Annotated in this window: 19 protein-coding genes; 2 read left to right on the top strand and 17 right to left on the bottom strand. The window is 66.5% G+C overall.

Features of this window, described 5'->3' with window-relative positions; all coding sequences use genetic code 11:
• Both CCZ28_RS21225 and msbA read right to left on the bottom strand, forming a co-directional pair.
• Window positions 1–897, bottom strand: a complete 897-nt coding sequence (locus CCZ28_RS21225) for a GNAT family N-acetyltransferase (RefSeq protein ID WP_140220748.1) — start codon at window positions 895–897, stop codon at window positions 1–3.
• Entirely contained in the window at window positions 891–2702 is a 1812-nt protein-coding gene (msbA, locus tag CCZ28_RS21220; protein ID WP_140220747.1) for a lipid A export permease/ATP-binding protein MsbA, read from the bottom strand. Before msbA ends, CCZ28_RS21225 begins: the two co-directional genes overlap by 7 nt.
• Window positions 2703–2806: 104 nt before the next feature.
• Here msbA and CCZ28_RS21215 point away from each other — a divergent pair, with 104 nt between their 5' ends.
• Window positions 2807–3403, top strand: a complete 597-nt coding sequence (locus CCZ28_RS21215; protein ID WP_140220746.1) for a serine acetyltransferase — start codon at window positions 2807–2809, stop codon at window positions 3401–3403.
• Here the strand turns inward: CCZ28_RS21215 and CCZ28_RS21210 are convergent.
• Window positions 3378–4217: a glycosyltransferase family 2 protein gene (locus tag CCZ28_RS21210; protein WP_140220745.1), complete on the bottom strand. Its 840-nt coding sequence runs from the start codon at window positions 4215–4217 to the stop codon at window positions 3378–3380. The two genes, CCZ28_RS21215 and CCZ28_RS21210, sit on opposite strands and share 26 nt — an antisense overlap.
• A gap of 21 nt (window positions 4218–4238) precedes the next feature.
• The gene (locus CCZ28_RS21205) at window positions 4239–5288 is read right to left on the bottom strand and encodes a hypothetical protein (protein ID WP_140220744.1); all 1050 of its coding nucleotides are present in this window, start codon (window positions 5286–5288) and stop codon (window positions 4239–4241) included.
• 117 nt (window positions 5289–5405) lie between these two features.
• Here CCZ28_RS21205 and CCZ28_RS21200 point away from each other — a divergent pair, with 117 nt between their 5' ends.
• On the top strand, window positions 5406–6047 hold the full coding sequence (locus CCZ28_RS21200; protein ID WP_140220743.1) for a lipopolysaccharide kinase InaA family protein: 642 nt from the start codon (window positions 5406–5408) through the stop codon (window positions 6045–6047).
• Here the strand turns inward: CCZ28_RS21200 and CCZ28_RS21195 are convergent.
• The 13 genes from CCZ28_RS21195 to waaF all read right to left on the bottom strand — a co-directional run bounded on the left by CCZ28_RS21195 (window position 6044) and on the right by waaF (window position 21547).
• Entirely contained in the window at window positions 6044–7210 is a 1167-nt protein-coding gene (locus tag CCZ28_RS21195) for an O-antigen ligase family protein (RefSeq protein ID WP_140220742.1), read from the bottom strand. The two genes, CCZ28_RS21200 and CCZ28_RS21195, sit on opposite strands and share 4 nt — an antisense overlap.
• Before the next feature lie 5 nt (window positions 7211–7215).
• Entirely contained in the window at window positions 7216–7977 is a 762-nt protein-coding gene (locus CCZ28_RS21190; RefSeq protein WP_140220741.1) for a glycosyltransferase family 2 protein, read from the bottom strand.
• A gap of 50 nt (window positions 7978–8027) precedes the next feature.
• A complete protein-coding gene (locus tag CCZ28_RS21185; RefSeq protein ID WP_140220740.1) occupies window positions 8028–8987 on the bottom strand; it encodes a glycosyltransferase in 960 nt (319 codons plus the stop codon).
• Window positions 8984–10117 (bottom strand): glycosyltransferase, encoded by a 1134-nt coding sequence (locus CCZ28_RS21180; protein WP_140220739.1) that lies wholly within the window; start codon window positions 10115–10117, stop codon window positions 8984–8986. Before CCZ28_RS21180 ends, CCZ28_RS21185 begins: the two co-directional genes overlap by 4 nt.
• Window positions 10114–11856, bottom strand: a complete 1743-nt coding sequence (locus CCZ28_RS21175) for a carbamoyltransferase family protein (protein ID WP_140220738.1) — start codon at window positions 11854–11856, stop codon at window positions 10114–10116. The genes CCZ28_RS21180 and CCZ28_RS21175 overlap by 4 nt, the downstream gene beginning before the upstream one ends.
• A 219-nt stretch (window positions 11857–12075) precedes the next feature.
• Window positions 12076–14478, bottom strand: a complete 2403-nt coding sequence (locus tag CCZ28_RS21170; RefSeq protein WP_140220737.1) for a membrane-bound PQQ-dependent dehydrogenase, glucose/quinate/shikimate family — start codon at window positions 14476–14478, stop codon at window positions 12076–12078.
• 207 nt (window positions 14479–14685) lie between these two features.
• Window positions 14686–16107, bottom strand: coding sequence for a lipopolysaccharide kinase InaA family protein (locus CCZ28_RS21165; RefSeq protein ID WP_140220736.1), 1422 nt, complete (start codon window positions 16105–16107; stop codon window positions 14686–14688).
• Complete coding sequence (locus CCZ28_RS21160; RefSeq protein WP_140220735.1) at window positions 16104–16859, bottom strand: lipopolysaccharide kinase InaA family protein; 756 nt, start codon at window positions 16857–16859, stop codon at window positions 16104–16106. The genes CCZ28_RS21165 and CCZ28_RS21160 overlap by 4 nt, the downstream gene beginning before the upstream one ends.
• Window positions 16856–17587, bottom strand: coding sequence for a lipopolysaccharide kinase InaA family protein (locus tag CCZ28_RS21155; protein ID WP_140220734.1), 732 nt, complete (start codon window positions 17585–17587; stop codon window positions 16856–16858). Before CCZ28_RS21155 ends, CCZ28_RS21160 begins: the two co-directional genes overlap by 4 nt.
• The gene (rfaP, locus tag CCZ28_RS21150; protein WP_140220733.1) at window positions 17587–18393 is read right to left on the bottom strand and encodes a lipopolysaccharide core heptose(I) kinase RfaP; all 807 of its coding nucleotides are present in this window, start codon (window positions 18391–18393) and stop codon (window positions 17587–17589) included. Before rfaP ends, CCZ28_RS21155 begins: the two co-directional genes overlap by 1 nt.
• Window positions 18390–19508 (bottom strand): glycosyltransferase family 4 protein, encoded by a 1119-nt coding sequence (locus CCZ28_RS21145; RefSeq protein WP_140220732.1) that lies wholly within the window; start codon window positions 19506–19508, stop codon window positions 18390–18392. Before CCZ28_RS21145 ends, rfaP begins: the two co-directional genes overlap by 4 nt.
• On the bottom strand, window positions 19505–20512 hold the full coding sequence (gene waaC / locus CCZ28_RS21140; RefSeq protein WP_140220731.1) for a lipopolysaccharide heptosyltransferase I: 1008 nt from the start codon (window positions 20510–20512) through the stop codon (window positions 19505–19507). The genes CCZ28_RS21145 and waaC overlap by 4 nt, the downstream gene beginning before the upstream one ends.
• Complete coding sequence (gene waaF, locus CCZ28_RS21135) at window positions 20513–21547, bottom strand: lipopolysaccharide heptosyltransferase II (RefSeq protein ID WP_140220730.1); 1035 nt, start codon at window positions 21545–21547, stop codon at window positions 20513–20515.
• Window positions 21548–21577 lie beyond the last annotated feature (30 nt).

Raw genomic sequence — 21577 nt, 5'->3', positions numbered from 1 at the left:
TCAGCTCTCGAAGACGGTGACGCGGTGGCACCAGCGATCCTTGTAGTCGCGGTCGGCGCGACCGAAGGAATAGCGCAGCGCCTTGTCCAGGGCGCGAGCATCCTGCCAGGCCGCCTGGGTGTTCAGATAGGTGAGGACGCTACCCGGGCTGAGGTCACTGCAGCTGGGATCGACGCCTCCATTGACGTATTCGACGCTGATCCACTGCGGCGCCTCCACCCGATAGAGCACCTGGATGGCCACCGGCCGCTCGCCGAGCATCAGCACCGAACCGGTCATGAAGTCCCGCAGCAGGGCGAACACCTCGGCCAGCCGCGCCTTGCCCGGCACCTCGAAGCCCCAGCGCGCCTCGAACAGCTGCGCATAGATGCGCGCCTGCTCGGCACTGTCCAGTTCGACCATGGGAACGGCGCGGCCACCGGCGTCTTCGAAGAGACGCTGCTCGCGTCTCTGGTTGTAGCGGAATTTCTTCGACCAGGCCTCCGGCTCGCGGAGCATCGCCAGCTCTTCGCTCTGCCGGCGCAGACCGGCGAAGCGCTCTTCGCACAGCGGCGACAGATAGCGGGCGCGCTGGCGCAGAGGGGCGGCAGTGCCCGGTGCGGCGGGCAGGATGATCTCGGCATTGCCCAGGTCGAACAGGGCACGCTGGCGGCGCTTCTTGAGCACCGCGCGGGACAGCGCCAGCTCACGGCCCCAGCAGGGCACCGCGGCCTGCAAGCCGTCCTCGCCGGGCCACCCCAGGTAGCGCACCGGGATACCGGCCAGTTCGGCCAGTCGCGCGACCACCTCCGGGTGGGTGGCGACGCTGCCGCCATAGCGCTGCCAGGTGGCGGCATAGTCGGCGGCGGAAATCGAGGTCCAGCCGCGCTCACGCCAGAAACGCAGTCGGTTCAGCATTCGATCGTCGGCGCCGGCGGCGCGACCTCCTCAAATTGCTTGGCGTGCAGTCGGGCGTAGTAACCGTTCAGCGCCAGCAGTTCGCTGTGGCTGCCGCGCTCGACGATGCGCCCGTGATCCATCACCAGGATCAGGTCGGCCTTCTCGATGGTCGAGAGGCGGTGGGCGATCACCAGGGTGGTACGCCCCTGCATGACGCGATCCAGCGCCGCCTGGATGTGGCGCTCGGATTCCGTATCCAGCGCCGAGGTGGCCTCGTCGAGGATCAGCAGCGGCGCGTTCTTCAGCAGCGCCCGGGCGATGGCCAGGCGCTGGCGCTGACCACCGGACAGCAGCACCCCGTTCTCGCCGACCTGGGTGTCGTATTGCTGCGGCAGGCGCTGGATGAATTCGTCGGCATAGGCCGCTTCGGCCGCCGCCTTGACCAGCTCCATGGGCGCCCCGGCCAGATCGCCATAGGCGATGTTGTTGGTGACACTGTCGTTGAACAGGGTGACGTGCTGGGTCACCAGGGCGATGTGCCGGCGCAGGTTGCTCAACCGGTAGTCCTGGATCTCCAAGCCATCGAGCAGGATCTGGCCTTGCTCGTGCTGGTAGAAGCGCGGAATCAGGTTGGCCAGGGTCGACTTGCCACTGCCCGAGCGGCCCACCAGGGCCACCATCTGGCCCGGCTCGGCGACGAAGTCGATGCCTTCCAGCACGGCCTTGTCGGTGCCCGGATAATGGAAGGTCAGGTTGCGCACCTCCAGGCGACCCTGGACGCGCTCGCGCTCTTCGCGTCCTTCATCGCGCTCGGCGGGCTCGTCGAGCTGCTCGAAGATGCTTTCCGCCCCGGCTACGCCGCGCTGGATGGTGGAGCTGACCTCGGAAAGCTGACGGATCGGCTTGGGCAGCAGGCCGGCCATGGTGATGTAGGCGACCAGATCACCGGCGGAGGCGCTTCCGCGCAGCCACAGCACCAGGAACATCAATACGGCCATGGCCGAATAGATCACCAGTTGCAGCATGGGCGTATAGACCGCACCGGTCTTGGTCATGGTCAGCTGCTTGTCGGTGTTGGCCGTGCTGGAATCGAGGAAGCGCTGCTGCTCGTAGCGCTCGCCGCCGAAGCTGCGCACCACCCGGTAGCCCTGGATGGCCTCGGAGGTGATGTGGGTGACGTCGCCCATGGCCGACTGGATCTTGCTGCTCTGCTTGCGGAACTTGCGGCTGGCGCTGGTCACCATCAGGGCGATCAATGGCAGGATGGCAACCATCACCAGGGTCAGCTTCCAATTCATCCACAGCAGCGAGGCGAACAGGAAGACCACCGTCATGCCTTCGCGGATCACCACCTTGATCGCCTCGGTGGCGGCGCCGGTGACCATGGTGACGTTGAAGGTGATGCGCGAGATCAAATGGCCCGAGTTGTTCGCATCGAAGTAGCGATTGGGCAGGCGCAGCATATGGTTGAACAGCGCCACCCGCAGGTCGTGCACCAGCCCCAGGGAAACCCGCGCCAAAAAGTAGTTGCCGAGAAAGGAGCCCACGCCCTGCCAGGCGGCGATCAGGATGATCATCAGCGGCACCGCCGCGACCAGGTTCAGCCCGCCGATGAGCGGCCAACCGGGAAACATGGCGGCGTTGGGGTTGTTCAGGCCATCGACGAAGTACTTGAGGATGCCGGCCAGCATCGGCTGGGTGGAGGCGAAGATCAGGAAGCCGATGATGCTCAGGGCGAACATGCCGATGTAGGGCCGTACGTAGCCGAGCAGGCGGAAATAGATCTTCAGGCTGGAAGTCTGCGCAGGGGAGTCTTGGCTCATGGTCTCGTCGTGACGCAAAAGCGCCATGTTAACACGCACCCGCGGCTGACCCAGCCAGGGGATTTTCCGCTAGGCTTGCCCTCCCTCGCTCTGGAACGTCCGTCATGTCACCGCTCATCGCCACCTTCGCCGAACTCAAGGACTACTGGCGCGTGGAGGTGCTGGACGCCCCCGGCAAGCCGTTGCGGCTCAAGCGCCTGTTCCGCCGCGTGATGGCAGGTGAAAGCCCGAGCTTTCTGTTCTGGTATCGCCTGGCGCAGTTCCTCTATTGCCGCCCGCGTGGCCTGCTCAACTACCGCAAGCTGGCCGAGCGGATCAATCGCCGGCTGATCCGCCGGCACAATATCGAGATCCTGCTGGGCGCGCGCATCGGGCCCGGACTACGCCTACCCCATCGCATGGGCATCTGCGTGTCCAACCTGGCGGTGATAGGGCGCAATGTGATGATCCGCCAGCACACCACCATCGGCATCAAGAGCGACGATCCGGCGCAGCTGGTGGGCATCTTCATCGGCGACAACGTCAGCCTGGGTGCCCACGTCTGCATCGTTGGCGACCACCTGACCATCGGTGACAACGTGGTGGTCGGTGCCGGCGCCCTGGTGATGCGCGACATCCCCGCCGACAGCCTCTACTACAGCCGTCACGAGGCGGTGATCCGTCCGCTGCCGGGTATCACGCCCGGGGATGCCGCCCCCTGAACACGGTCCTCAGCATCTGCGGCAGTACGCCATACAGATAGGGACGATTGCCCAGCAGTTGCCGCCCCAGGTAGCGCAGCACCTTGCCGCGGGAGGCCCCCTTGTAGTGCAGGCGCAGCAGCAGGGCGACATAGAACTTCTCGATGTCGCGAAAGCGCCGCTGGGCCGGGGTTTCTTCCTCCAGCTCGGACAGCGAGTGATCCAGCACCCCGGCGCAGAGCAACTCGACCGACTCCTCACGGGCCAGCCCCTGCACCCGCAGGAAGAAGGAGACATCGACCCCATAGAGAGCGAATCTCTCGTCGAAGACGTCGCCATGGCGCGCGGCGATGCGCTGGGCCAGGCCTCGTGACAGGCACAGGCCCGAGCTGATGGTAACAGTGGCTTGCGGGTCCAGCGGACCCTCGCTGGTCACCACTTGCTTGTATTGGTGGGGATAGCGGATGGCCCCCGCGCCCAGCACCAGCGGGACCAGCAATTCGGCTTCCCGCCCAAGCGCCTGCAGATAGCGCTCGTCCACCACGGTGTCCTGATCGAAGACCACCAACCGCTCGGAGCCCAGCTGCAGCGCCCGGTTGTAGACCCGACTCAAGGGGGGATTGCCGAGATCCTCTTCGATGAGCACCTGCGCCCAGCCCGGTGTGGCCAGCAGGGTCTGGCGCTCCGTCTCGTCCATGGCCTGGGGGCCGTTGTTCCAGACCAGCAGGCCGCTGTCCGCCGGCAGGCTGGCGACGGGCTGGGCCAGCAAGCTGCGCAAGGTAGCCGAATCCCGGGGGCGCAAGCCGTAGAGGACGACGAGAAAGAGCGTTCGCATGCAGAGATTCCTGAAGGGATGCTAGCCGCGCACCCGGGTGCGCAGATAGTCGAGCGCCGCGCTGGCTTCGTCGGCCAGGTGCGGACGTGGCAGGTCGTTCGGCCAGATGCCTTCGGCGAAGGCCTGGCGATCGCCGCCACCCAGGCGCTCGCTCAGCGCCCGCTCCCACCAGACGTGGCGACAGGCCTGGGCGTAGCTGTCCTGGGGCGCCAGGCAGCCATAGAGCAGCTTGCGCCCCAGACTCGCCCGCTGCTTGTCCAGCCCGATCAGTTGCCACTTCACCCGTAGCCGGGTCCAGACATCGGGCAGCGGCTTGGTCAGGGGCACTTCCTGCCAGTGGCGGCACAATTCCGCTGAGTAGTCTTCCCCATAGCGCTCGAAGAAGTGCGCCAGCATGAAATGCAAAAAGCGTTTTTCCGCGTAATAGTGCCGAATCGCGCCGCGGGCTTCGCTGATGGCGAGCTCGGCCAGACTGAACGACAGGGCGATCTGCTCCAGGGTATGGACCTCGTCATCGTGGCCACGCCAGTCGTCGATCAGGGCGATGGCCCGTTCGACCCGCGCCAGATGAGTCCGCGCCAGACCACAGACGCCACTGTTGTAGAGCCGTGTGTCCTCCGCCGGCGCCTGCCGGCGCTCGGCCAGCGTCGCGGCGAAACGGGCGAACTCGGGTCGCTCCCGGGCCTTGCGCCAGCGCCATTCCTCCACATCCATCACGCAGCGTTGGTCATCGATCCCATCGAACAAGGGCGCCAGCGGCGCCTGGACGACGGTATCGCTGTCGAGGAACAGGGTCTTGTCCGCCCTAGGCAGCGCCCAGGCGATGGCGCAGGCCTTGCTACGGTGGAGGTAGCCGTGCTGGCCCTGCCACTCTTTCAGGGTGGTCCCCTCAATGGGCAACAGCTCGACCGGCCAACCGCGATAGTCCTGCGGCCGGTCGGTCACGATACGGATGGCGATGTCCTGCTGCTGCCGCCAATGCAGCACGCTCAGCAGGCTGAACTTCAGCTCCTGCCGATAGGCCTGAGCACCGCCATAGACGAAGTACAGGAGTTGACGTGTTGGACGCATGTAAAGGTGCCGGCAAAAATCTGATTCTAACAACAAGCGGCTGCATAGGGCGCAAGGGTCACTTCACAGCTTGCCGCCTTCGGGTAACATGCACGCCCTGACGTTGACGGGTCCTGCATGAAGCCTCTCGAACATTCGCGCTATCTCGAACTGCGCGACGCCGCCCAGGTAGTGGAAGCCGATCACCATGGCGACAAGGTTCTGCGCCTCACCGATGGCAGCTATCTCAAGCTGTTCCGCCGCAAACGGCTGCTGACCTCGGCTGCCCTGTTCCCCTACGCCCAGCGCTTTGCCGACAACGCCCGCCAGTTGGCCGCGCGCGGCATTCCCTGTCCGCAGGTGCTGGAGGTCTATCGCGCCGCCTCGCTGCAGCGCGATGTCGTGCACTACAGCCCGCTACCCGGCCAGACCCTGCGCCAGTTGCGTGAGTCGGCACAGGCCGAGGCGCTGCGTCCGGCGCTGGGGCGCTTCATCGCCGGCCTGCACGACAAGGGCGTCTATTTCCGCTCGTTGCACCTGGGCAACGTGGTGCTGACGCCCGCAGGCGAACTGGGCCTGATCGACATCGCCGATCTGCGCTGCCATGCCCGCCGCCTGCCGCTGCGCTTACGGGTACGCAATTTCCATCACCTGCTGCGCTACAGCGAAGACCGCGACTGGCTGTTCCAGCCCGGCCGCGAGCCCTTCCTGCGGGCCTACGCCGAGGCTTGCCGCCAGCCCTTGGACTGGCGTGACCTCGACCGCCAGCTGAACGACTAGCTCGGCAGCGCCCGAGCCAGCGCCAGCTTGCGCCGCCGCTGTACCTCGCCGCCGACGATCATCGCCGCCGGCAGCAACACCAGTGGCCATAACTCGTCCGGATTGCCGATCAGCTTGGCGCCGTCGAAGTTGAGCATCAGCAGGGCCACGGCCAGATAGAGCCCCCAGGGATCGCGGTGGCGCAGCGCGGCGCCCAGGGTGGCCAGCATCAGCACGGCGAAGATCAACAGCGACACCAACCCGGTGTAGATGCCCAGGGAGACGAAGATGTTATGCGGATGCTGGATGGCCTCAGTGCCGTGCAACAGGTCGTGGCTCTGGTAACCCAGGCCGCAGCCCAGCCACCAACCGCAGCCTTCCCAATCCTTGATCATGAAGTGGAACAGCTCGATGCGGCCGGAATCCGCCCGCCCCCAAAAGGAGACGAACCAGGCCTCGGTATGCACCACCTCGACCACCCCGGCGATCAACGCACTGACCAGCACGACGAAGGCCAGGGTCCGTAGCGGAAAACGCGGAAAGGCGAAGAGCACGCCGAGGGCTGCCAAGAAGACGATGCCCACCAGCCCGGTGCGGGTCTGCAGGGCGAAGGAGATCCCGACGATGGTGATCACCACGGCCGCCAGCAACTCGCCCCAGCGCCGCTCGCGAATCCAGGTGGGCGCGGCGAGGCCGCCCAGGCAGACCAGCCAGATGCTCACATAGATGGGGTTGGAGATCCGCCCCGGCAGGTGGATGACCCGCTGGCCCACGGCATAGTGCCCGGTGAGCCAGAAGACCAGGCTGGAACCCACCGCATAGGCACAGAGAATCCAGAAGGCCAGGCGTACCAGACTGGGTCGGCGAAAGAAGTCGCCATCCACCAGGCAGGCTACGATCAGTACGAACAACAGCACATAGAGGATGTGCTTGAAGAACATCCCCTCCTCCGCCCGTGCGCCCGGCACGATGAACCAGGCGAGAAACACCAGCCAGAGCAGCAGCAGCGGAGAGCGCCAATCGATCAGCCGCGGACGCAGGACGAAGAGGATCAATGCCGGTAGGGCAATGGCCGCGTAATAGAAGCTGTTGATCCACTTCGCCACGGGAATGCACAGATAGGCGGCCATGAACACCAGCACCGCCAGGGTGAAATAACGGCTCTGCTGCAGCCGATCGAGCACGGGTGTCACCACAAGAGGGCTCCGAGGAGTGCGCCGACCAGGAAGGCCAGTGCCAGTTTGATGCGTTCCATACGCCGGCGCTTGCGCTTGTCGCGGCGATCCTTGTCGCTGACCACATGCTGGCCGAAACCGGTATGCAGCACGGCGTCGTTTTCCAGGATCAGCGCGTGCCGGCTTTCATCGGCATAACGCCGCGACAGCTCCTTCTCGCCGCTCAGCTCGCCATAGGGAGCGTGCAGCAGATAATCAGCGCGCCGCCGCAGACCGGGATTGAAGGAAAAGCCTTGCCATTCGGGCTTGTGCGAGCCGACTTCATGAAAGGCGATGCCGGCATGCACCTGTCGTGGCTTGAGATAGACGTAGGGGCTATGGATCGCCAGGTCATGGGCATGGCTGCGCAGCCACACCTGCAGCGCCTGGGGATCGGCCTCCAGCAGCGCCTGGGAGTCCTCGATGAAGCCGGGGCGGTAGAAGGCCCAGTCGTCTTCGCAATGGAAGATCCAGGCGGTCTCGACCCGGGCATAGGCGGCGTCGACACTGCGCATCTGGCCGAGCTTGGGATTGTTGACGATGAACTCGGTGTGTTCGCGCCAGTGCGCCGGGATGCAATCGCGTACCCGTTCGTCACCGGAATCCTCGGTGATGAAGACCCGGCGAATGGGCGCGGTGTTGAATTCGTCGAAGGTCGCCAGCGTCTGCGTGAGCAGCTCGAAGCGCCCGCAACTGGTGACGACCAGGGAAATGTCGCTATCGGCGGAAAACTGCACGTTCTACCCTTTCTGCCAGGTGAGTCGAAAGCTTGGCCTTGCGCGCCGCATCAGCGTCCCAGCCTGGCCAGCAGGCGTTGCAGGAACCCCGGTGCGACCACTGGCCGCAGCGCTGGGGTTATAGCCGAAACCACGCGTTCGCCCAAGTGGCCGAAGGCGAAAGAGTGACGGGCCAGAGCCTCTCCGGCCTTGGCGATGGCCGCGGCGTGCGCGGGATCCGCGCGCAGTCTGGCGAGCTTTTCGCGCAATTCGTCCAGCGAGCGATAGAGCACCACGTTGACCCCGTCGGCGAAACCCAGCGCCCGGTTCTCTTCCTCGCCCTGGTCGTAGGTGAAGAGCACGCAGCCGCAGGCCATGGCCTCGAAATTCTTGATCATGTATTCGCCCATGCCAACGTCGGCACCGACGAAGAAGCGGATGCGATTGAGCGTCTGCAGGTATTCATCGCCCGAACGAGTCTTGGTGATCAACAGCGGCTCGACCTTGGCCAGGTCTTCCAGCAATTGCTTGCGCCCGCTGTAGGCCACGCTGCCCAGGCTGCCGACGAAGCCCAGCTCGATGTCGCGTTCCAGGCTCAGGTCGCGCAGGCGACTGTCGTCGTAGCCCTTGGGCACGAAGACGGCGTCCACCCCCTCTTCCTGCAGGCGCCGCGCCACGCCGGCTCCCGAGACCAGCACCCGGACATGGGGGATGGCCCGATAGTAGCGGCTGAATTTGCCGGTGTACTTGCAGGGGATGAAGTTCTGGTAGGCGTCGTGTTCCAGCTCGACCAGATTGGGCAGGCTGCGGATGAAGGCGATCTGCTTGAGCTGCTTCTTGAACCTCAAGAACAGCAGGATGCGGTCGTATTGCTCGGGCTGGGGCACGGCGCGGCGGAAGTAGCCGCGCAGATCGGCCTGCTCGGCGTCGCTCAGCCAGCGCAGGTCGCAGTCGCAATGGGCGGCGATGCTGGCATAGAAGTGGTCCAGCAGGATGCGTTGTTCCTTCTGGACCAGGAACAGGACTTTCACGGCGCCGGAGCCTTGAAGGCGGCGACCATGGGCAGCCGCCAGAAGTCGCGGCGCACGGCCTCGTCGGAGAAGCGTTCGGCCAGGCGTTCACGCATGTGCTGGACGCAGGCGCGTCTCTGGCTGGGAGCCAGGCGGCCGAGATGCTGCAGGCCCTGCGCCAGGGCTTCGGCATCGCCCAGGGGAAAGAGAAAGCCCACCCCTTCGACGATCTCCCGGGCACCACCGCAAGCGGTGGCGATCAGCGGCACGCCGGCGGCCATGGCTTCCAGCAGGACCATGCCGAAGGGCTCATGGTCGGAACTCAGGGCGAAGACGTCGAAGGCCTTGAAGTAGCGCCGGGCGCCTTCCACCTGGCCGAGGAACAAGACCCGGTCGGCGATGTTCAGCTCGCGCGCCAGGTCCTTGAGGTCGTCTTCCAGGCGGCCCTTGCCGAGGATGGCCAGCAGGGCATTGTTCGGCAGGGTCGCTAGGGCGGCGGCGAAGCCGCGCAGCAGGGTGGCCTGGTCCTTGTCCGGGTGCAGACGGCCGACGTTGCCGACAATCCAGGCGTCCTGGGGCAGCTTGAGCTCGGCACGGGCCTGGTCGGCCGGCAGCAACTCGCGCTCCACCGTCTCGACGTCCAGGCGGTTGTAGAGGGTCTCGATGCGTTCGGCCGGCCAGTCCTTGAGCCGCTGGCGGATCTCGTCGCGCACCGCGTCGGAAACGGCCAGGAGACTCAGGCGCTTGCTCATCAGCTTGGCGAACAGCCGCCGACCGAGGCGATCGTAGTCGCCGAAGGCATGGTGGACGCCGATCACCGGCAGATTGGTGGCCAGGCAGGCGATCCAGATCGGCTTGAAGCGATGGGCGATGACGAAGCGGATGCCCCGCGAACGGACGATCTCGCGCAGCGCCTGGATGGCGCCGAGCTTGAGGCCGCGTACGTCCCGCGAGGAGTACTCGAGGAACAGCACCTCGTCGCTACCGCAGCCGGCAGCCACCTCGCTATCGGCGGCGCCGGTGAGGAACGCCGTGGTGACGCGATAGCCGCTGCCCGCGAAGAGGCTGGCGGTCTGGCGGGCGCAGTCGAGGAAGGGACCGTCGTAGCCGTGACAGAACTGCAGCACCCGCGGTTCGGCGGAACGCGTCATAGGCCGGCACCTTCCTTGACCACCAGGATGTCTTCCATGATCAGGTACTGCAGGTCCGAGCCGTAGAACATGTTCAGGGCATCGGTGGGCGAGCAGACCATGGGTTCGCCACGGCGGTTGAGCGAGGTGTTGAGCGAGACGCCGTTGCCGGTGAGCTTTTCCAGCTCCAGCATCAGGTCGTACCAGCGCGGATTGTGGCGGCGCTCCAGGACCTGGGCACGGGAGGTGCCGTCTTCGTGGACGACTTCGGGGACCCGGCTCTTCCACTCCTCGTTGACCTCGAAGGTAAAGGTCATGAAGGGCGAAGGATGATCGACCTTGAGCATCTGCGGGGCCACGGTGTCGAGCATCGACGGGCAGAACGGCCGCCAGCGCTCGCGGAACTTGATCTGGGCATTGATACGGTCGGCCACGCCCGGCACGCTGGGGCAGCCGATGATGGAGCGACCGCCGAGGGCGCGCGGACCGAATTCCAGGCGGCCCTGGAACCAGGCCACCGGATTGCCGGCCACCATGATCTCGGCGATACGCCGGGGCATCTCGTCGATCCGCTGCCACTTCGGCGCATTGGGATGCCGGGCACAGGCGGCGATGACGTCCTCGTTGCTGTAGCCAGGGCCGAGATAGACGTGCTCCATCTTCTCCACCGGTACGCCACGGGCGTGGGAGACGTAGGCCGCGGCGCCGACGGCGGTGCCGGCATCGCCCGAGGCGGGCTGGACGAAGAGCTCCTTGACCTCGGGACGGGCGATGATCTTCTGGTTGAGCTTGACGTTGAGCGCGCAACCACCGGCGAAGGCGATCTTGCCGGTCTCGCGGATGATGTCGCCCAGGTAGTAGTCCATCATCTCCAGCGCCAGCTTCTCGAACAGGGCCTGCATGCTGGCGGCGTAGTGGATGTAGGGATCGTCGGCGATATCGCCTTCGCGCTTGGGCCCCAGCCACTCGATGAGCTTGGGCGAGAAGTAGTAGCCCTTGCCCTTTTCCTTGTAGCGGCGGAAGCCGATGACGTTGGCGTAGTCGGTGTTGATGATCAGCTCGCCGTTCTCGAATTTAGCCAGGCGCGAGAAATCGTACTTGCTGGCATCGCCATAGGGCGCCATGCCCATGACCTTGAATTCGCCGTCGAGCATCTCGAAGCCGAGGAATTCGGTGAGGGCACCATAGAGGCCGCCCAGGGAATCCGGATCGTAGAACTCCTTGATCTTGTGGATCTTGCCGTTCTCGCCGTAGCCGAAGAAGGTGGTGGCGTATTCACCCTTGCCATCGATGCCGAGGATGGCGGTCTTCTCGCTGAAACCCGAGCAGTGATAGGCACTGGAGGCATGGGCCAGATGGTGCTCGACGGCCTCGAGCTTGACCTTCTTCAGGTCGAAACCCAGCTGCACCAGGCACCATTCGATGCGCTTCTTGTAGCGGTGGTAGCGGCGATTGCCGAACAGGATGGCATCCAGCGCGCGATCCGGGGCGTAGGCGTAGCGCTTGGCATAGTGCCAGCGGGCCTCGCCGAACAGACTGATGGGCGCATAGGGAATGGCCACCACGTCGACGTCGGCGGGGGTGATCCCGGCCTGTTCCAGGCAGAACTTGGCCGACTCGTAGGGCATGCGGTTCTTGGCATGCTTGTCGCGCACGAAGCGTTCTTCTTCCACCGCGGCGATCAGCTTGCCGTCGATGTAGAGCGCGGCGGAGGGATCGTGGCTGAGGGCGCCGGACAGGCCAAGGACGGTGAGGGACACAGGTAAAGCCTCTGTACAGGGCGTAACCAGGGGTTCGCCGGGGTTTCGCGAGGCCGCTGCAGGCCCGCCTCGCCTCAAAAACGGCGAATTATAGCCGTTCGCCGCCAGCGGGGTAATCGCGCCACGGCACATTGTGGCCAAACCGCTGCCCGTCCCGGGCCGAAAACGCCGAAGCCCGCCGGATCGCTCCGGCGGGCTTCGGCCTGTCCTAGGGCGCTGTCAGCGCTTGTCGGGCAGGGCGTAGGCGATCACGTAGTCGCCGCGATCCGGCGACTGGCGGGCGCCACCGGCGCTGATGACCACGTACTGCTTGCCGGTCTTGGGCGAGACGTAGGTGATGGGCGTACCCTGGCTGCCCACCGGCAGGCGTGCGCGCCAGACCTCGCGACCGGTGCCGCTGTCGTAGGCGCGCAGGTAGTAGTCCTGGGTGCCGGCGAAGAACAGCAGCCCGGACTGGGTCGCCAGGGAGCCGCCCAGGGTGGGCATGCCGATGGGAATCGGCAGGTGCATCTTGATGCCCAGCGGCCCGGTGTCCTGCACGGTACCCACCGGCACCTGCCAGGCGACCTTGCGGGTCTTGAGGTCGATGGCGGTCATGGTGCCGTAGGGCGGTGCCTGGCAGGGAATACCCAGCGGCGAGAGGAAGCGGTTACGCAGCGAGCCGTAGGGGGTACCGGTCTGGGAAGCCGCGCCCATCTCGACCCCACCGGCCTTGTCGCTCTCCATCTGGGCGCGCGGGATCAGCCGCGTCCACAGGCCCAGGCGCATGTCGTTGACGAACAGATAGCCGGTGGTGGGATCGATGGAGTTGCTGCCCCAGTTCATGCCACCCAGCGAACCGGGCCATTGCAGGGAAACATCGGTGGACGGCGCGGTGAAGAGGCCGTCGTAGCGCATCTTCTTGAACTGGATGCGGCAGATCAGTTGGTCGAAGGGCGTGGCGCCCCACATGGAGGACTCGGTCAGGGTCTCGGTACCGATCGACGGCATGCCGACGGATACCGGCTGGGTCGCAGCGTGGCGCTCACCGTCCACGGCGGGAACCGGCGCCTTGACCGGCTGATCACGGACCTCGGCGATGGGCTTGCCGGTCTCCCGGTTGAGCAGGAAGATCTGGCCGGCCTTGGTGGTCTGGATCAGACCCGGCAGGGTACCGCCCTGTCCGTCCGGCACGTCCACCAGGGTCGGCTGCGACGGCAGGTCGTAGTCCCAGAGATCATGGTGCACGGTCTGGTAGACCCAGCGCTCCTGGCCGGTCTTGGCGTCCAGGGCGACCACCGCGGAGTTGTACTTGTCGTCATTCGGGGTACGCTCGCCGCCCCAGGCATCAGGGGTGGTATTACCAGTCGGCAGATAGATCAGCCCCAACTTGGGGTCGTAGGCCATCGAGGTCCAGACGTTGGGCGTGGCGCGGTGGTATTCGTTGCCCGGCTGCAGCGGCGTCGACGGCGACGCCTCGCCCAGGTCCCAGAACCAGACGCGCTTGCCAGTGTGGACATCGTAGGCGCGGACGACGCCGCTCGGCTCGTTGACCGCGATGTTGTCGGCCACGCGACCGCCGACCACGATCAGGTCACCCGCCACCAGGGGTGCGGCGGTCAGGGTATAGAAGCCAGGCTTGACCTCGCCCATGCCGGCCTTGAGGTCGATCATGCCGTTGTCGCCGAAATCGGCGCAGGGCTTGCCGGTATCGGCATCAAGGGCGAACAGGCGGGCGTCGATGGTGGTGGTGATGATGCGCCGCTGGCAGACAGCCGCCGGCTGGGCCGGGGCGGCAGTAGCGACAGCGCTGGCCTGGGCCGCGGGCGCATCCTCGTAATAGGCCACGCCCCGGCAACGCTGCCAGTTGGGTGCGGTGGCCTTGGGATCGAAGGACCAGCGCTTGGCGCCGGTATCGGCGTCCACGGCGAACACCAGGTTGTGCGGACTGCACAGGTAGAGGGTGTTGCCGACCTGTAGCGGGGTCTGCTGGTCTTCGGCACCGAAGCCGTTGCTCAGGGGCACGTCGCCGGTGCGGAAGGTCCAGGCCACCTGTAGCTGGCCGACGTTGGCCTTGGTGATCTGGTCCAGGGCGGCGAAACGGGTCCCGGCGGTGGTATTGCCCCAACTACGCCAGTCTTTCTGGGCGGTTTCGGGCGTCACCGGGGTCACGGCGGGGGTGGTGCTAGCGGCCACCAGCGGCTGGGGCTTGAACATCCAGGCGAAACTCGCCGCGCAGGCCACCGCCAGCAGACCGGCCAGCAGGTAGCCACCCTTGCCGGCGACGCCGCCACGGGCGCGTACCAGCGCCGGATAGGCCAGGGCCACCACCGCACCGATCACGGCGAACATCATCAGCCGCGAGACCAGTGGCCAGAACACCAGGCCGACATCGGCCAGCGCCCAGACCAGGGTCGCCAACAGGAACAGGCCGTAGAGCCAGGCCCCGGCCGGTCGGCGGGCGGCGATCAGGCCACCGGCGATCAGCAGCAGCAGGCCACCCAGGACGAAATACAGACTGCCACCGAGGGTGGCGAGGTAGATCCCGCCGCCGCCCAGGGCCAGGCCCAGGAGGGCGATCAGCACGCCCAGGGCAGATACCAGGAATTTGCAGGCGCCCGAGGCGCCCCCGTTACCACTCATCGTCGTCTCCTTAAAAATCATGCACGCCAGAAGCCCGCCACTGGCGGGTCCGTTCTTGGATCTCGTTATAGGTGCCGGACGTATCGCGCAGACCAACCGCCCTAGCGGGGCCCCTCAGGCTGCGGCATTCTGCCACAAAGGTAGCCAGCTAATTAACCAACCAGTACATTTCCGAGCGAAACGGGTCGGTTATCGAACGATCAGCGCTTAGGCCGGTGGTAGACGGCTATCGAGCAACTGATACAGGGCGCTACCAACCGGCCAGTTACGCAGCAGCCGGGCGCGATCACGGGCATAGGCGCGGGCATAGGCCTGGTCGCTGGTATGCGCCTGCAAGGCATCGAGGTCGATCACCTGCCAGCGGTCGTCGTGCCAGATCAGATTGGTCCCCTTGAAGTCGCCATGCCCGAGTCGCTCACGACGCAGGGCATCGACCAGGGCCAGCAGGGCGTCCAGTTCCGCCGCGGGCGGGGCGGAATCGACATAGGGCGCGAAGCGCTCCAGTAGATTGGGACCCGCGAGGTAAGGCGTCACCAGATAGGCGCGTCCGCGCAGACCAAGAAAACGTCGCTCGCGCACGGCCAGGGGTTCGGGCGTGGGGATGCCGAGGAACAGTAGCCGATGCCCTTCGCGCCAGCTGTGCCAGGCCCGGCTGGGCCGCCAGAAGCGGGTCAGCCAGTGGCCGAAGCCCTTGATGTTGTAACGCTTGAGCACCAGATCCTGGCCCTGCCACTGCAGCCGCGCCACGGTGGCGGCGCCGCCGTCCTTGAAGGTCGGCAGTCCGGCCAGAGCGGCGTCCGGTTCGGCGATCAGACCTTCCAGGATGGCCAGCCAGCGGCGGCGGACGGCGATCAGGCCGAAGGCGCCGCGGGTGACGGCGAACAGGGTGCACTCCCGGCCGCTCTTCTTCAGGTAATCCGCCAGCCGCCAGCGGCGGATCTCGGCGGTACGGGCCAGCAACGCATCGAGGCGCAGGGCGTGCTCGGCGTTGACCAGCAGGTAGTGAATCAACAGCTCTTCCAGCTGGGCATCCAGGGCGGCCGGCAACTGGGCGAAGAACACCGCCAGATTTTCCTGCACCCGCGCCTGGGACAGCGGCTGACCGACCGTCTCGGCCTGGATGTCCGCGGCATCTATCACCAGGGCCACACCGTCCTTGACCAGCAGGTTGTCCAGGTGCAGATCGGCTTGCCAGAGGCCCTGGGCATGGAGCCGGGCCAGGGTGGCCAGCGCCGCGCCAAGCAAATCGTCCTGCGCGGGCGACAGCGGCGGCTCGCCGGCGATCTGCTGCCAGAGCTGGTCGACGCTGGGCGCGGCCTCGATGAAGTCGAACAGTAGCCAGGCGCCCTGCCCGCTCGCCTCGCCACTCTCCAGCAACGCGGGCGTGGGCGCCGCGGCTGCCGCCAGCAGACGACAGCCCTCGCGCTCGCGAGCGAATTGCCGGGCGGCGCGCTCGCCCACCAGCAACTTGGCCAATACCCGGCGGCCCTGCCAGAGCGCTTCGCCGACATAGCGCTGACCGGGCAACACCCGCAGCAACGAGCGCAGCTCCAGCTCGCCGCCGGGTAGTTCGATCCTGAGCGGCAGCGCCGGGGCGCGGCCGGCCTTGGCGAGTTGTTCCAGGGTCATGCCTTACGCTCCTTGTGTCGGCGCCGTCCGGCCAGCCGTTGGCTCCAGTCTCGTACCGCGGCGCTATCCAGGGGTTGTTGCAGATAGCTGGCCAGCAGGAGTGCGACATCCGCCTCACGCCACTGCGGCGCGCGGCGTAGCAGGGGTTCGAGATCACGCAGGCGATCACGCCGGCCAAACAGCAACGGCCGGGTCTTTTCCAGATCGATCAGACGCGCGACCAGGCCTTCGCCCTGGCGCTGCAGGAAGAGGTGCTTGGGATAGAAGCAGCCGTGGACCTGGCCGGCGGCGTGCAGCCGCCGGGCCAGTTCACCGACGGCGACGAGCACCGCATCGCGTTCGTCGGGCGACAGGTGCGGCCAGACGCGCAGCCAACTGTCGAGATCGCGCCAGTCATCCAGAGCGCGGGTCAGCAGGATGGCGCGCCAGCCCTCGGCATCCCGTCGCTCGCCATAGTAGGCCAGCTCCAGCGCCGGGATGCCGAGTTCAGCGTAGCGGCGGATGTTGCGACTCTCGCGAGCGAAGGTGGGCTCGCCCAGCGGGCGGGCCAGGGTCCGAGTCAGGTAATCACGCTGCCGCTTGAGGTAGTAGCCGTGACCGGCCACGTCCAGGCGAAACACCTGGCTGAAGCCGCCGCGCCCCCGGTTGGGTTCGTCCACCGCCGGCAGCTCCAGCGCCCATAGCGCCGCGAAGCTGTCCAGGCCAGCGCCGGCCAGCACGGCCTTGTCCTCGGCCGCCCACCAGTCGTTCATTCCCGCCCCTTGAAATAGTCCAGCACCTCGCAGATGCGCCCCTTGTCATTGTCGCTGAGCCGCGGGCGACCGCGGTATTGCAGATAGAACCTGAGACGCTGGGTGCGCGAGAGCTGGTACTTGGCTACCTTGTCCAGGCAGGCCAGGTCCTTGACGATGCGCCAGCGCAGCCAGTGGCCGACCCAGAAGGCGCCGCCCGGGCAATCGATGAAATAGAGCACGCCCTGGCCATCCACCAGCAGGTTGCGCCACTTGAGATCGTTGTGGACGAAATGGTGGTCGTGCAGGGTACGGGTCGCCGCGGCCAACTGGCGGCTGATGTTGTCCACCCAGCGCCGGTCGCGCAGCCGCGGATCCTCGCGCCGCGCCAGCTCGGCGAGATCCAGGGTGTCAGGAATCTCCCGGGTGATCATGGCGCCACGGGTGAAGCCACGCGGCGAGCGCTCCAGGCCCCAGCCCACCACCGGTGCGGTGGCGATACCCCATTTGGCGAAGCGCTTGAGATTCTGCCACTCGGCCTTGACCCGCGGCCGCCCCACATAACGCCGCAGCCCCTTGCCGGCGCCGTGGTAGCGCTTGACGTAGTAGCGGATGCCGTCGCGCTCGATACGGATCACTTCCGACAGCGGATCGCTGGTCAGCCGCTCGCCCGCAAGAGCGAACACCGCTTCCAGGGTGGCGAACTCGGGGAGATGGGCAACGCTGGAATCGATCCGCCAGTCAGCCATCAGAGCAGATCCCCGTAGCGCTCCTTGCGCTCCAGCAGCGCGGCGGCCTTGCGTTCGAGACGCGCCAGCAGCGGGGCCTCGTCGCGCAGGATCTCGCGCAGTGGCCGCTGGAAATATCCGCGTAGGAAACGCAGGAAGTCCCGCCGCGTCAGGCCGATGCCCAAGGCGGAGAAATACAGTCCGGCCAGGTCCTTATCGCGCCAGCGCCGGGGTATCTGCGTCCGGCACTGTGCGCGGTGCAGGTCGATCAGCCAGAGCCGTAGATTGGCCACCGTGACCGGCTGGGCGGTGTCGAGCAGGAAATGGCAGATATAGCAGTCGCGGTGATTGACCCCGGCGCGGTGCATGGTACCGGTCATGCGCGCCACCTCGGCGATCAAGGCGCGCTTGAGCGCCGGCTCCGGCGGCTGGCGACTCCAGTCGAGGCTGAAATCCTCGAGGCTGACGGTGGGTGCCAGTTCCTCGGTGATGATGAAGGAATGCTGGGTCGCCGGATTGGCGCCACGATCGCCGAAGGCCACGGCGGTCATGGTCGGCACGCCCACCTGGTGCAGTCGCGCGATGGCCTGCCACTCCTGGCGCGCACCCAGCACCGGTTGCTTGAATTGCAGCAGATTCTTGGCGATCTCGCCCCAGCCGATGCCGCGGTGGATCTTGACGAAATAGCCGCGCCCGGCCACCTCGGTGCGCAGGGTCCGGCGCCCATCCAGCTCGCGGAATACCTGGCCCTGCAAGGCCTCCACGGCGACGAAGGGGTCCTGGCCAGCCCAGCGGCTGGCGAAGGGCTCGCGCAATTCCAGGGTCATGCCACCCCCAGGATGACGTCGGCGGCGCGCTCGGGCAGCGAATAGAGATCGGCGCTGTCGGCGAAGGCCAGGCCATTGCGCCCCTGCACCGCGCGGCGCTCGGGATCGGCCAACAGCTCGGCGAGCATCCGATCCAGGGTCTCCTGGGCGAAGGGCGACGGCACCACTTCGCCGGCGCGTGCCTCGTCGATGTAGTGGGCGTAGCCGCAGACGTCGGTGACCAGCACCGGCAGCCCGGCGACCAGCGCCTCCAGGAGCACGGTGCCAGTATTCTCGTTATAGGCCGGGTGGATCAGCAGGTCGGCGCCGAGCAGGAAGCGCGGGATGTCGCTACGCCCCTTGAGGATCTGTACCCGATCACTCACGCCCAGCGCCTTGGCCTGGAGGATGAAGGGCTTGGGATCGTCCTGGCCAATGGCGAACAGTCGGGTGCGGCGGCGCAATTCCTTGGGCAGAGATGCCAGCGCCCGCAGGCTGCGATCCAGCCCCTTGGTCTTGAAGCCGGAGCCGATCTGTACCAGCAGCAATTCGCCCTCTTCCAGACCGAATTCGCGGCGGAAGTCGGCACGGATCTCGGCGGCATTGGCCGGGGCGCGACGGTCGGCGGCGATGCCCGGTGGCAAGAGATGGAAACGCGGCGCGGGCGTCCCGTAGTGCTTGACGAACAGCGGCTGCTGCACCTCGGAGATCATCAGGATCTTGGTGCGCGACTCGGGGGCGAACACCGCCCGCTCGTATTCGGCGAAGTGGCGATAGCGACCCCACTGGCGATACAGCGGATTGCGCAGGGTCTGGGCCTTGTCCTCGAAGCAGGGATCGGCGGCGTAGTAGACGTCCAGCCCGGGCATCTTGTTGAAGCCGATGACTCTATCCACCGGATCGCGGGCCAGATCGGCCTGCAGCCAGGCGTGGAATTTCTCGTTGCGTCTGTGATTGAACAGAGCGCTGACCTTGGCCACCCGCACGTCGAAGCCCTCCGGCACCGCGCCTTCCCAGATCAGGGTGTAGACGCGGATGGCGTGGCCGCGGCGCTGGCATTCCTGGGCGATGCGCAGGAAGTCCCGCTGCAGACCGCCGAAGGGAAAGTACTTGTAGAGCACGAAAGCCAGGGTCATGCGGGGAGGTCTTCCAACAGCAGGGTTTCCAGTTCCAGTTCGACCCGCTCCGGGGTCAGGGCGGCGAGGCTCGCGGCCGGCTGATCGCGCGGCTCGTCGGTGCCGTCCAGGCCCACGGCGCTCAGATGTACCTGGGAGCGGCCATAGGCGCCGACCTTCTTCGGACTGGTCGGGCCATAGAGCGAAACGGTGGGCACGTCCAGGGCGGCCGCCAGGTGGCCGAGACCAGTATCCACCGCCACGCAGGCTCGGGCGCCGGCCAGCACCTTGGCCACCCCGGCGAGATTCAGGCGCGGCAGCACCTGGACGCCATCCAGGCCGTCGGCGATGCGTTCGGCACGGGCGTGCTCCGCCTCGTTGCCCCACAGCAGCCGCACCGGCCAGTCCAGCCGGCTCATGCGTTCGGCCAGTTCGCGCCAGTGGGCCTCGGGCCAATGCTTGCTGACCCAGGTGGTACCGTGCAGGAAGACCACATAGGGCGTCTCGTTGGGTCCGGCCAGGCGGTGCCGATCCAGCCCGTAGTCGCCCACCGAGTTCGGCAGCGGATAGTCCAGCGCCTGGGCGAACAGCTGACGTACCCGCTCCAGGGCATGCTGCCCCTTGGCCACGTGGTAGCGCTCATCGTAGAAGCGACTGGCCAGCGGCTCGCGCGCCGAATGGCGGTCGAGACCGGCCACCGGCGCATTCACATAGCGGGTCAGCCAGGCACTCTTGAGCAGACCCTGGGCATCGATCACCCGGTCGTAGGCCTGCTCGCGCACCCGGTTCTTGAATTCGCCCCATTCGCCGCTGGCCCAGGCGGAAAAGGGTTGCTTGCGCCAGCGGCGCAGGGCCACCGGGATCACCTGACCCACTGCCGGGTGCCAAGCAGGAATCTCGGCGAATCCCTCCTCCACCACCCAGTCGAAGCAGATGCCGGGGATGGCCCGGGCGGCATCGGTCAGCGCCGGCAGGGTATGGATGACATCGCCCAGGGACGAAGTCTTGATCAGCAGAACACGCATCTAGCCTACCTCGACCGGATCGGCGACCAGGCGGCCGAGGGCGTCCTGCACCTGACTCGGCTGAAGCAGGCGCAGGCAATCGTAATGGCCGAAGCGGCAGGTGCGGTCGAAGCAGGGACTGCACTCCAGCCCCAGGCGCACCGTTTCCACCTGGCTAGCCAGCGGCGGCGTGAAGCCCGGCGAGGTGGAGCCATAAACAGCTACCAGCGGGCGATCCAGGGCGGCGGCCACGTGCATCAGGCCCGAGTCGTTGCTGACCACCGCGCTGGCGCAGGACAGCAGATCGATGGCCTCGGCCAGGGAGGTGCGCCCGGCGAGGTTATAGACATCGTCTTCCAGGCCAGGGGTGACCCACTCGCGGATCTCCTCGCCACCGGGGGCGTCCTTTTGCGAGCCGAATAGCCATACCTGCCAGCCCTGCCGCAGCCGGGCATCGGCCACGGCGGCGTAGTGCTCGGCTGGCCAGCGCTTGGCCTCGCCGAATTCGGCGCCCGGGCAGAGCGCCAGCACCGGCCGGTCCAGGCTCAGACCGAAGCGCTCCAGGGCGGCGTCGCGGCTGGCCGGGTCGATGGCCAGTCGCGGCTCGGGATAGGGTTTGGGCAAGGCGGTACCCGGGGCATAGGCCAGCGCCATGAAGCGCTCGATCATCAACGGATAACGGGCCTTGTCCAGGGTGCGGATGTCGTTGAGCAGGCCGAATCTCATTTCGCCGCGCCAACCGGTGCGCTTGGGGATACCGGCGAAATAAGGCACCAGCGCCGACTTCAGCGAATTGGGCAGCAGGATCGCCTGGTCGTAGCGACCGCGCAGTTGCTGGCCGATACGCCGGCGAGTGGCCAGTTCGAAAGCGCCATGACCGAGGGGAAAACTCAGCGCCTCGCGCACCTCGGGCATGCGCTCAAGCAACGGGCGACTCCACTCGGGCGCGAGGACGTCGATCTGGCAGTCGGGGTGCTGGCGCTTGAGGCAGACGAAGAGGGTCTGCGCCATCACCATGTCGCCGACCCAACTGGGTCCGATGATCAGAATATTCATGTTGGCAGGCGGTCGGCACCTAGCGGGTGA

The organism is Pseudomonas oryzihabitans (assembly GCF_006384975.1).
Lineage (GTDB): Bacteria > Pseudomonadota > Gammaproteobacteria > Pseudomonadales > Pseudomonadaceae > Chryseomonas > Chryseomonas psychrotolerans_B.
This window is presented reverse-complemented; position numbering and strand designations above follow the sequence as displayed.

What these genes read in the sequence shown, in the direction of transcription:
- waaC (WP_140220731.1), bottom strand. Translation starts at nt 20,512, where the DNA reads ATGCGTGTTCTGCTGATCAAGACTTCGTCCCTGGGCGATGTCATCCAT.
- CCZ28_RS21180 (WP_140220739.1), bottom strand. Translation starts at nt 10,117, where the DNA reads ATGACGCGTTCCGCCGAACCGCGGGTGCTGCAGTTCTGTCACGGCTAC.
- waaF (WP_140220730.1), bottom strand. Translation starts at nt 21,547, where the DNA reads ATGAATATTCTGATCATCGGACCCAGTTGGGTCGGCGACATGGTGATG.
- msbA (WP_140220747.1), bottom strand. Translation starts at nt 2,702, where the DNA reads ATGAGCCAAGACTCCCCTGCGCAGACTTCCAGCCTGAAGATCTATTTC.
- CCZ28_RS21205 (WP_140220744.1), bottom strand. Translation starts at nt 5,288, where the DNA reads ATGCGTCCAACACGTCAACTCCTGTACTTCGTCTATGGCGGTGCTCAG.
- CCZ28_RS21215 (WP_140220746.1), top strand. Translation starts at nt 2,807, where the DNA reads ATGTCACCGCTCATCGCCACCTTCGCCGAACTCAAGGACTACTGGCGC.
- rfaP (WP_140220733.1), bottom strand. Translation starts at nt 18,393, where the DNA reads ATGACCCTGGAATTGCGCGAGCCCTTCGCCAGCCGCTGGGCTGGCCAG.
- CCZ28_RS21155 (WP_140220734.1), bottom strand. Translation starts at nt 17,587, where the DNA reads ATGGCTGACTGGCGGATCGATTCCAGCGTTGCCCATCTCCCCGAGTTC.
- CCZ28_RS21210 (WP_140220745.1), bottom strand. Translation starts at nt 4,217, where the DNA reads ATGCGAACGCTCTTTCTCGTCGTCCTCTACGGCTTGCGCCCCCGGGAT.
- CCZ28_RS21170 (WP_140220737.1), bottom strand. Translation starts at nt 14,478, where the DNA reads ATGAGTGGTAACGGGGGCGCCTCGGGCGCCTGCAAATTCCTGGTATCT.
- CCZ28_RS21165 (WP_140220736.1), bottom strand. Translation starts at nt 16,107, where the DNA reads ATGACCCTGGAACAACTCGCCAAGGCCGGCCGCGCCCCGGCGCTGCCG.
- CCZ28_RS21200 (WP_140220743.1), top strand. Translation starts at nt 5,406, where the DNA reads ATGAAGCCTCTCGAACATTCGCGCTATCTCGAACTGCGCGACGCCGCC.
- CCZ28_RS21145 (WP_140220732.1), bottom strand. Translation starts at nt 19,508, where the DNA reads ATGACCCTGGCTTTCGTGCTCTACAAGTACTTTCCCTTCGGCGGTCTG.
- CCZ28_RS21160 (WP_140220735.1), bottom strand. Translation starts at nt 16,859, where the DNA reads ATGAACGACTGGTGGGCGGCCGAGGACAAGGCCGTGCTGGCCGGCGCT.
- CCZ28_RS21225 (WP_140220748.1), bottom strand. Translation starts at nt 897, where the DNA reads ATGCTGAACCGACTGCGTTTCTGGCGTGAGCGCGGCTGGACCTCGATT.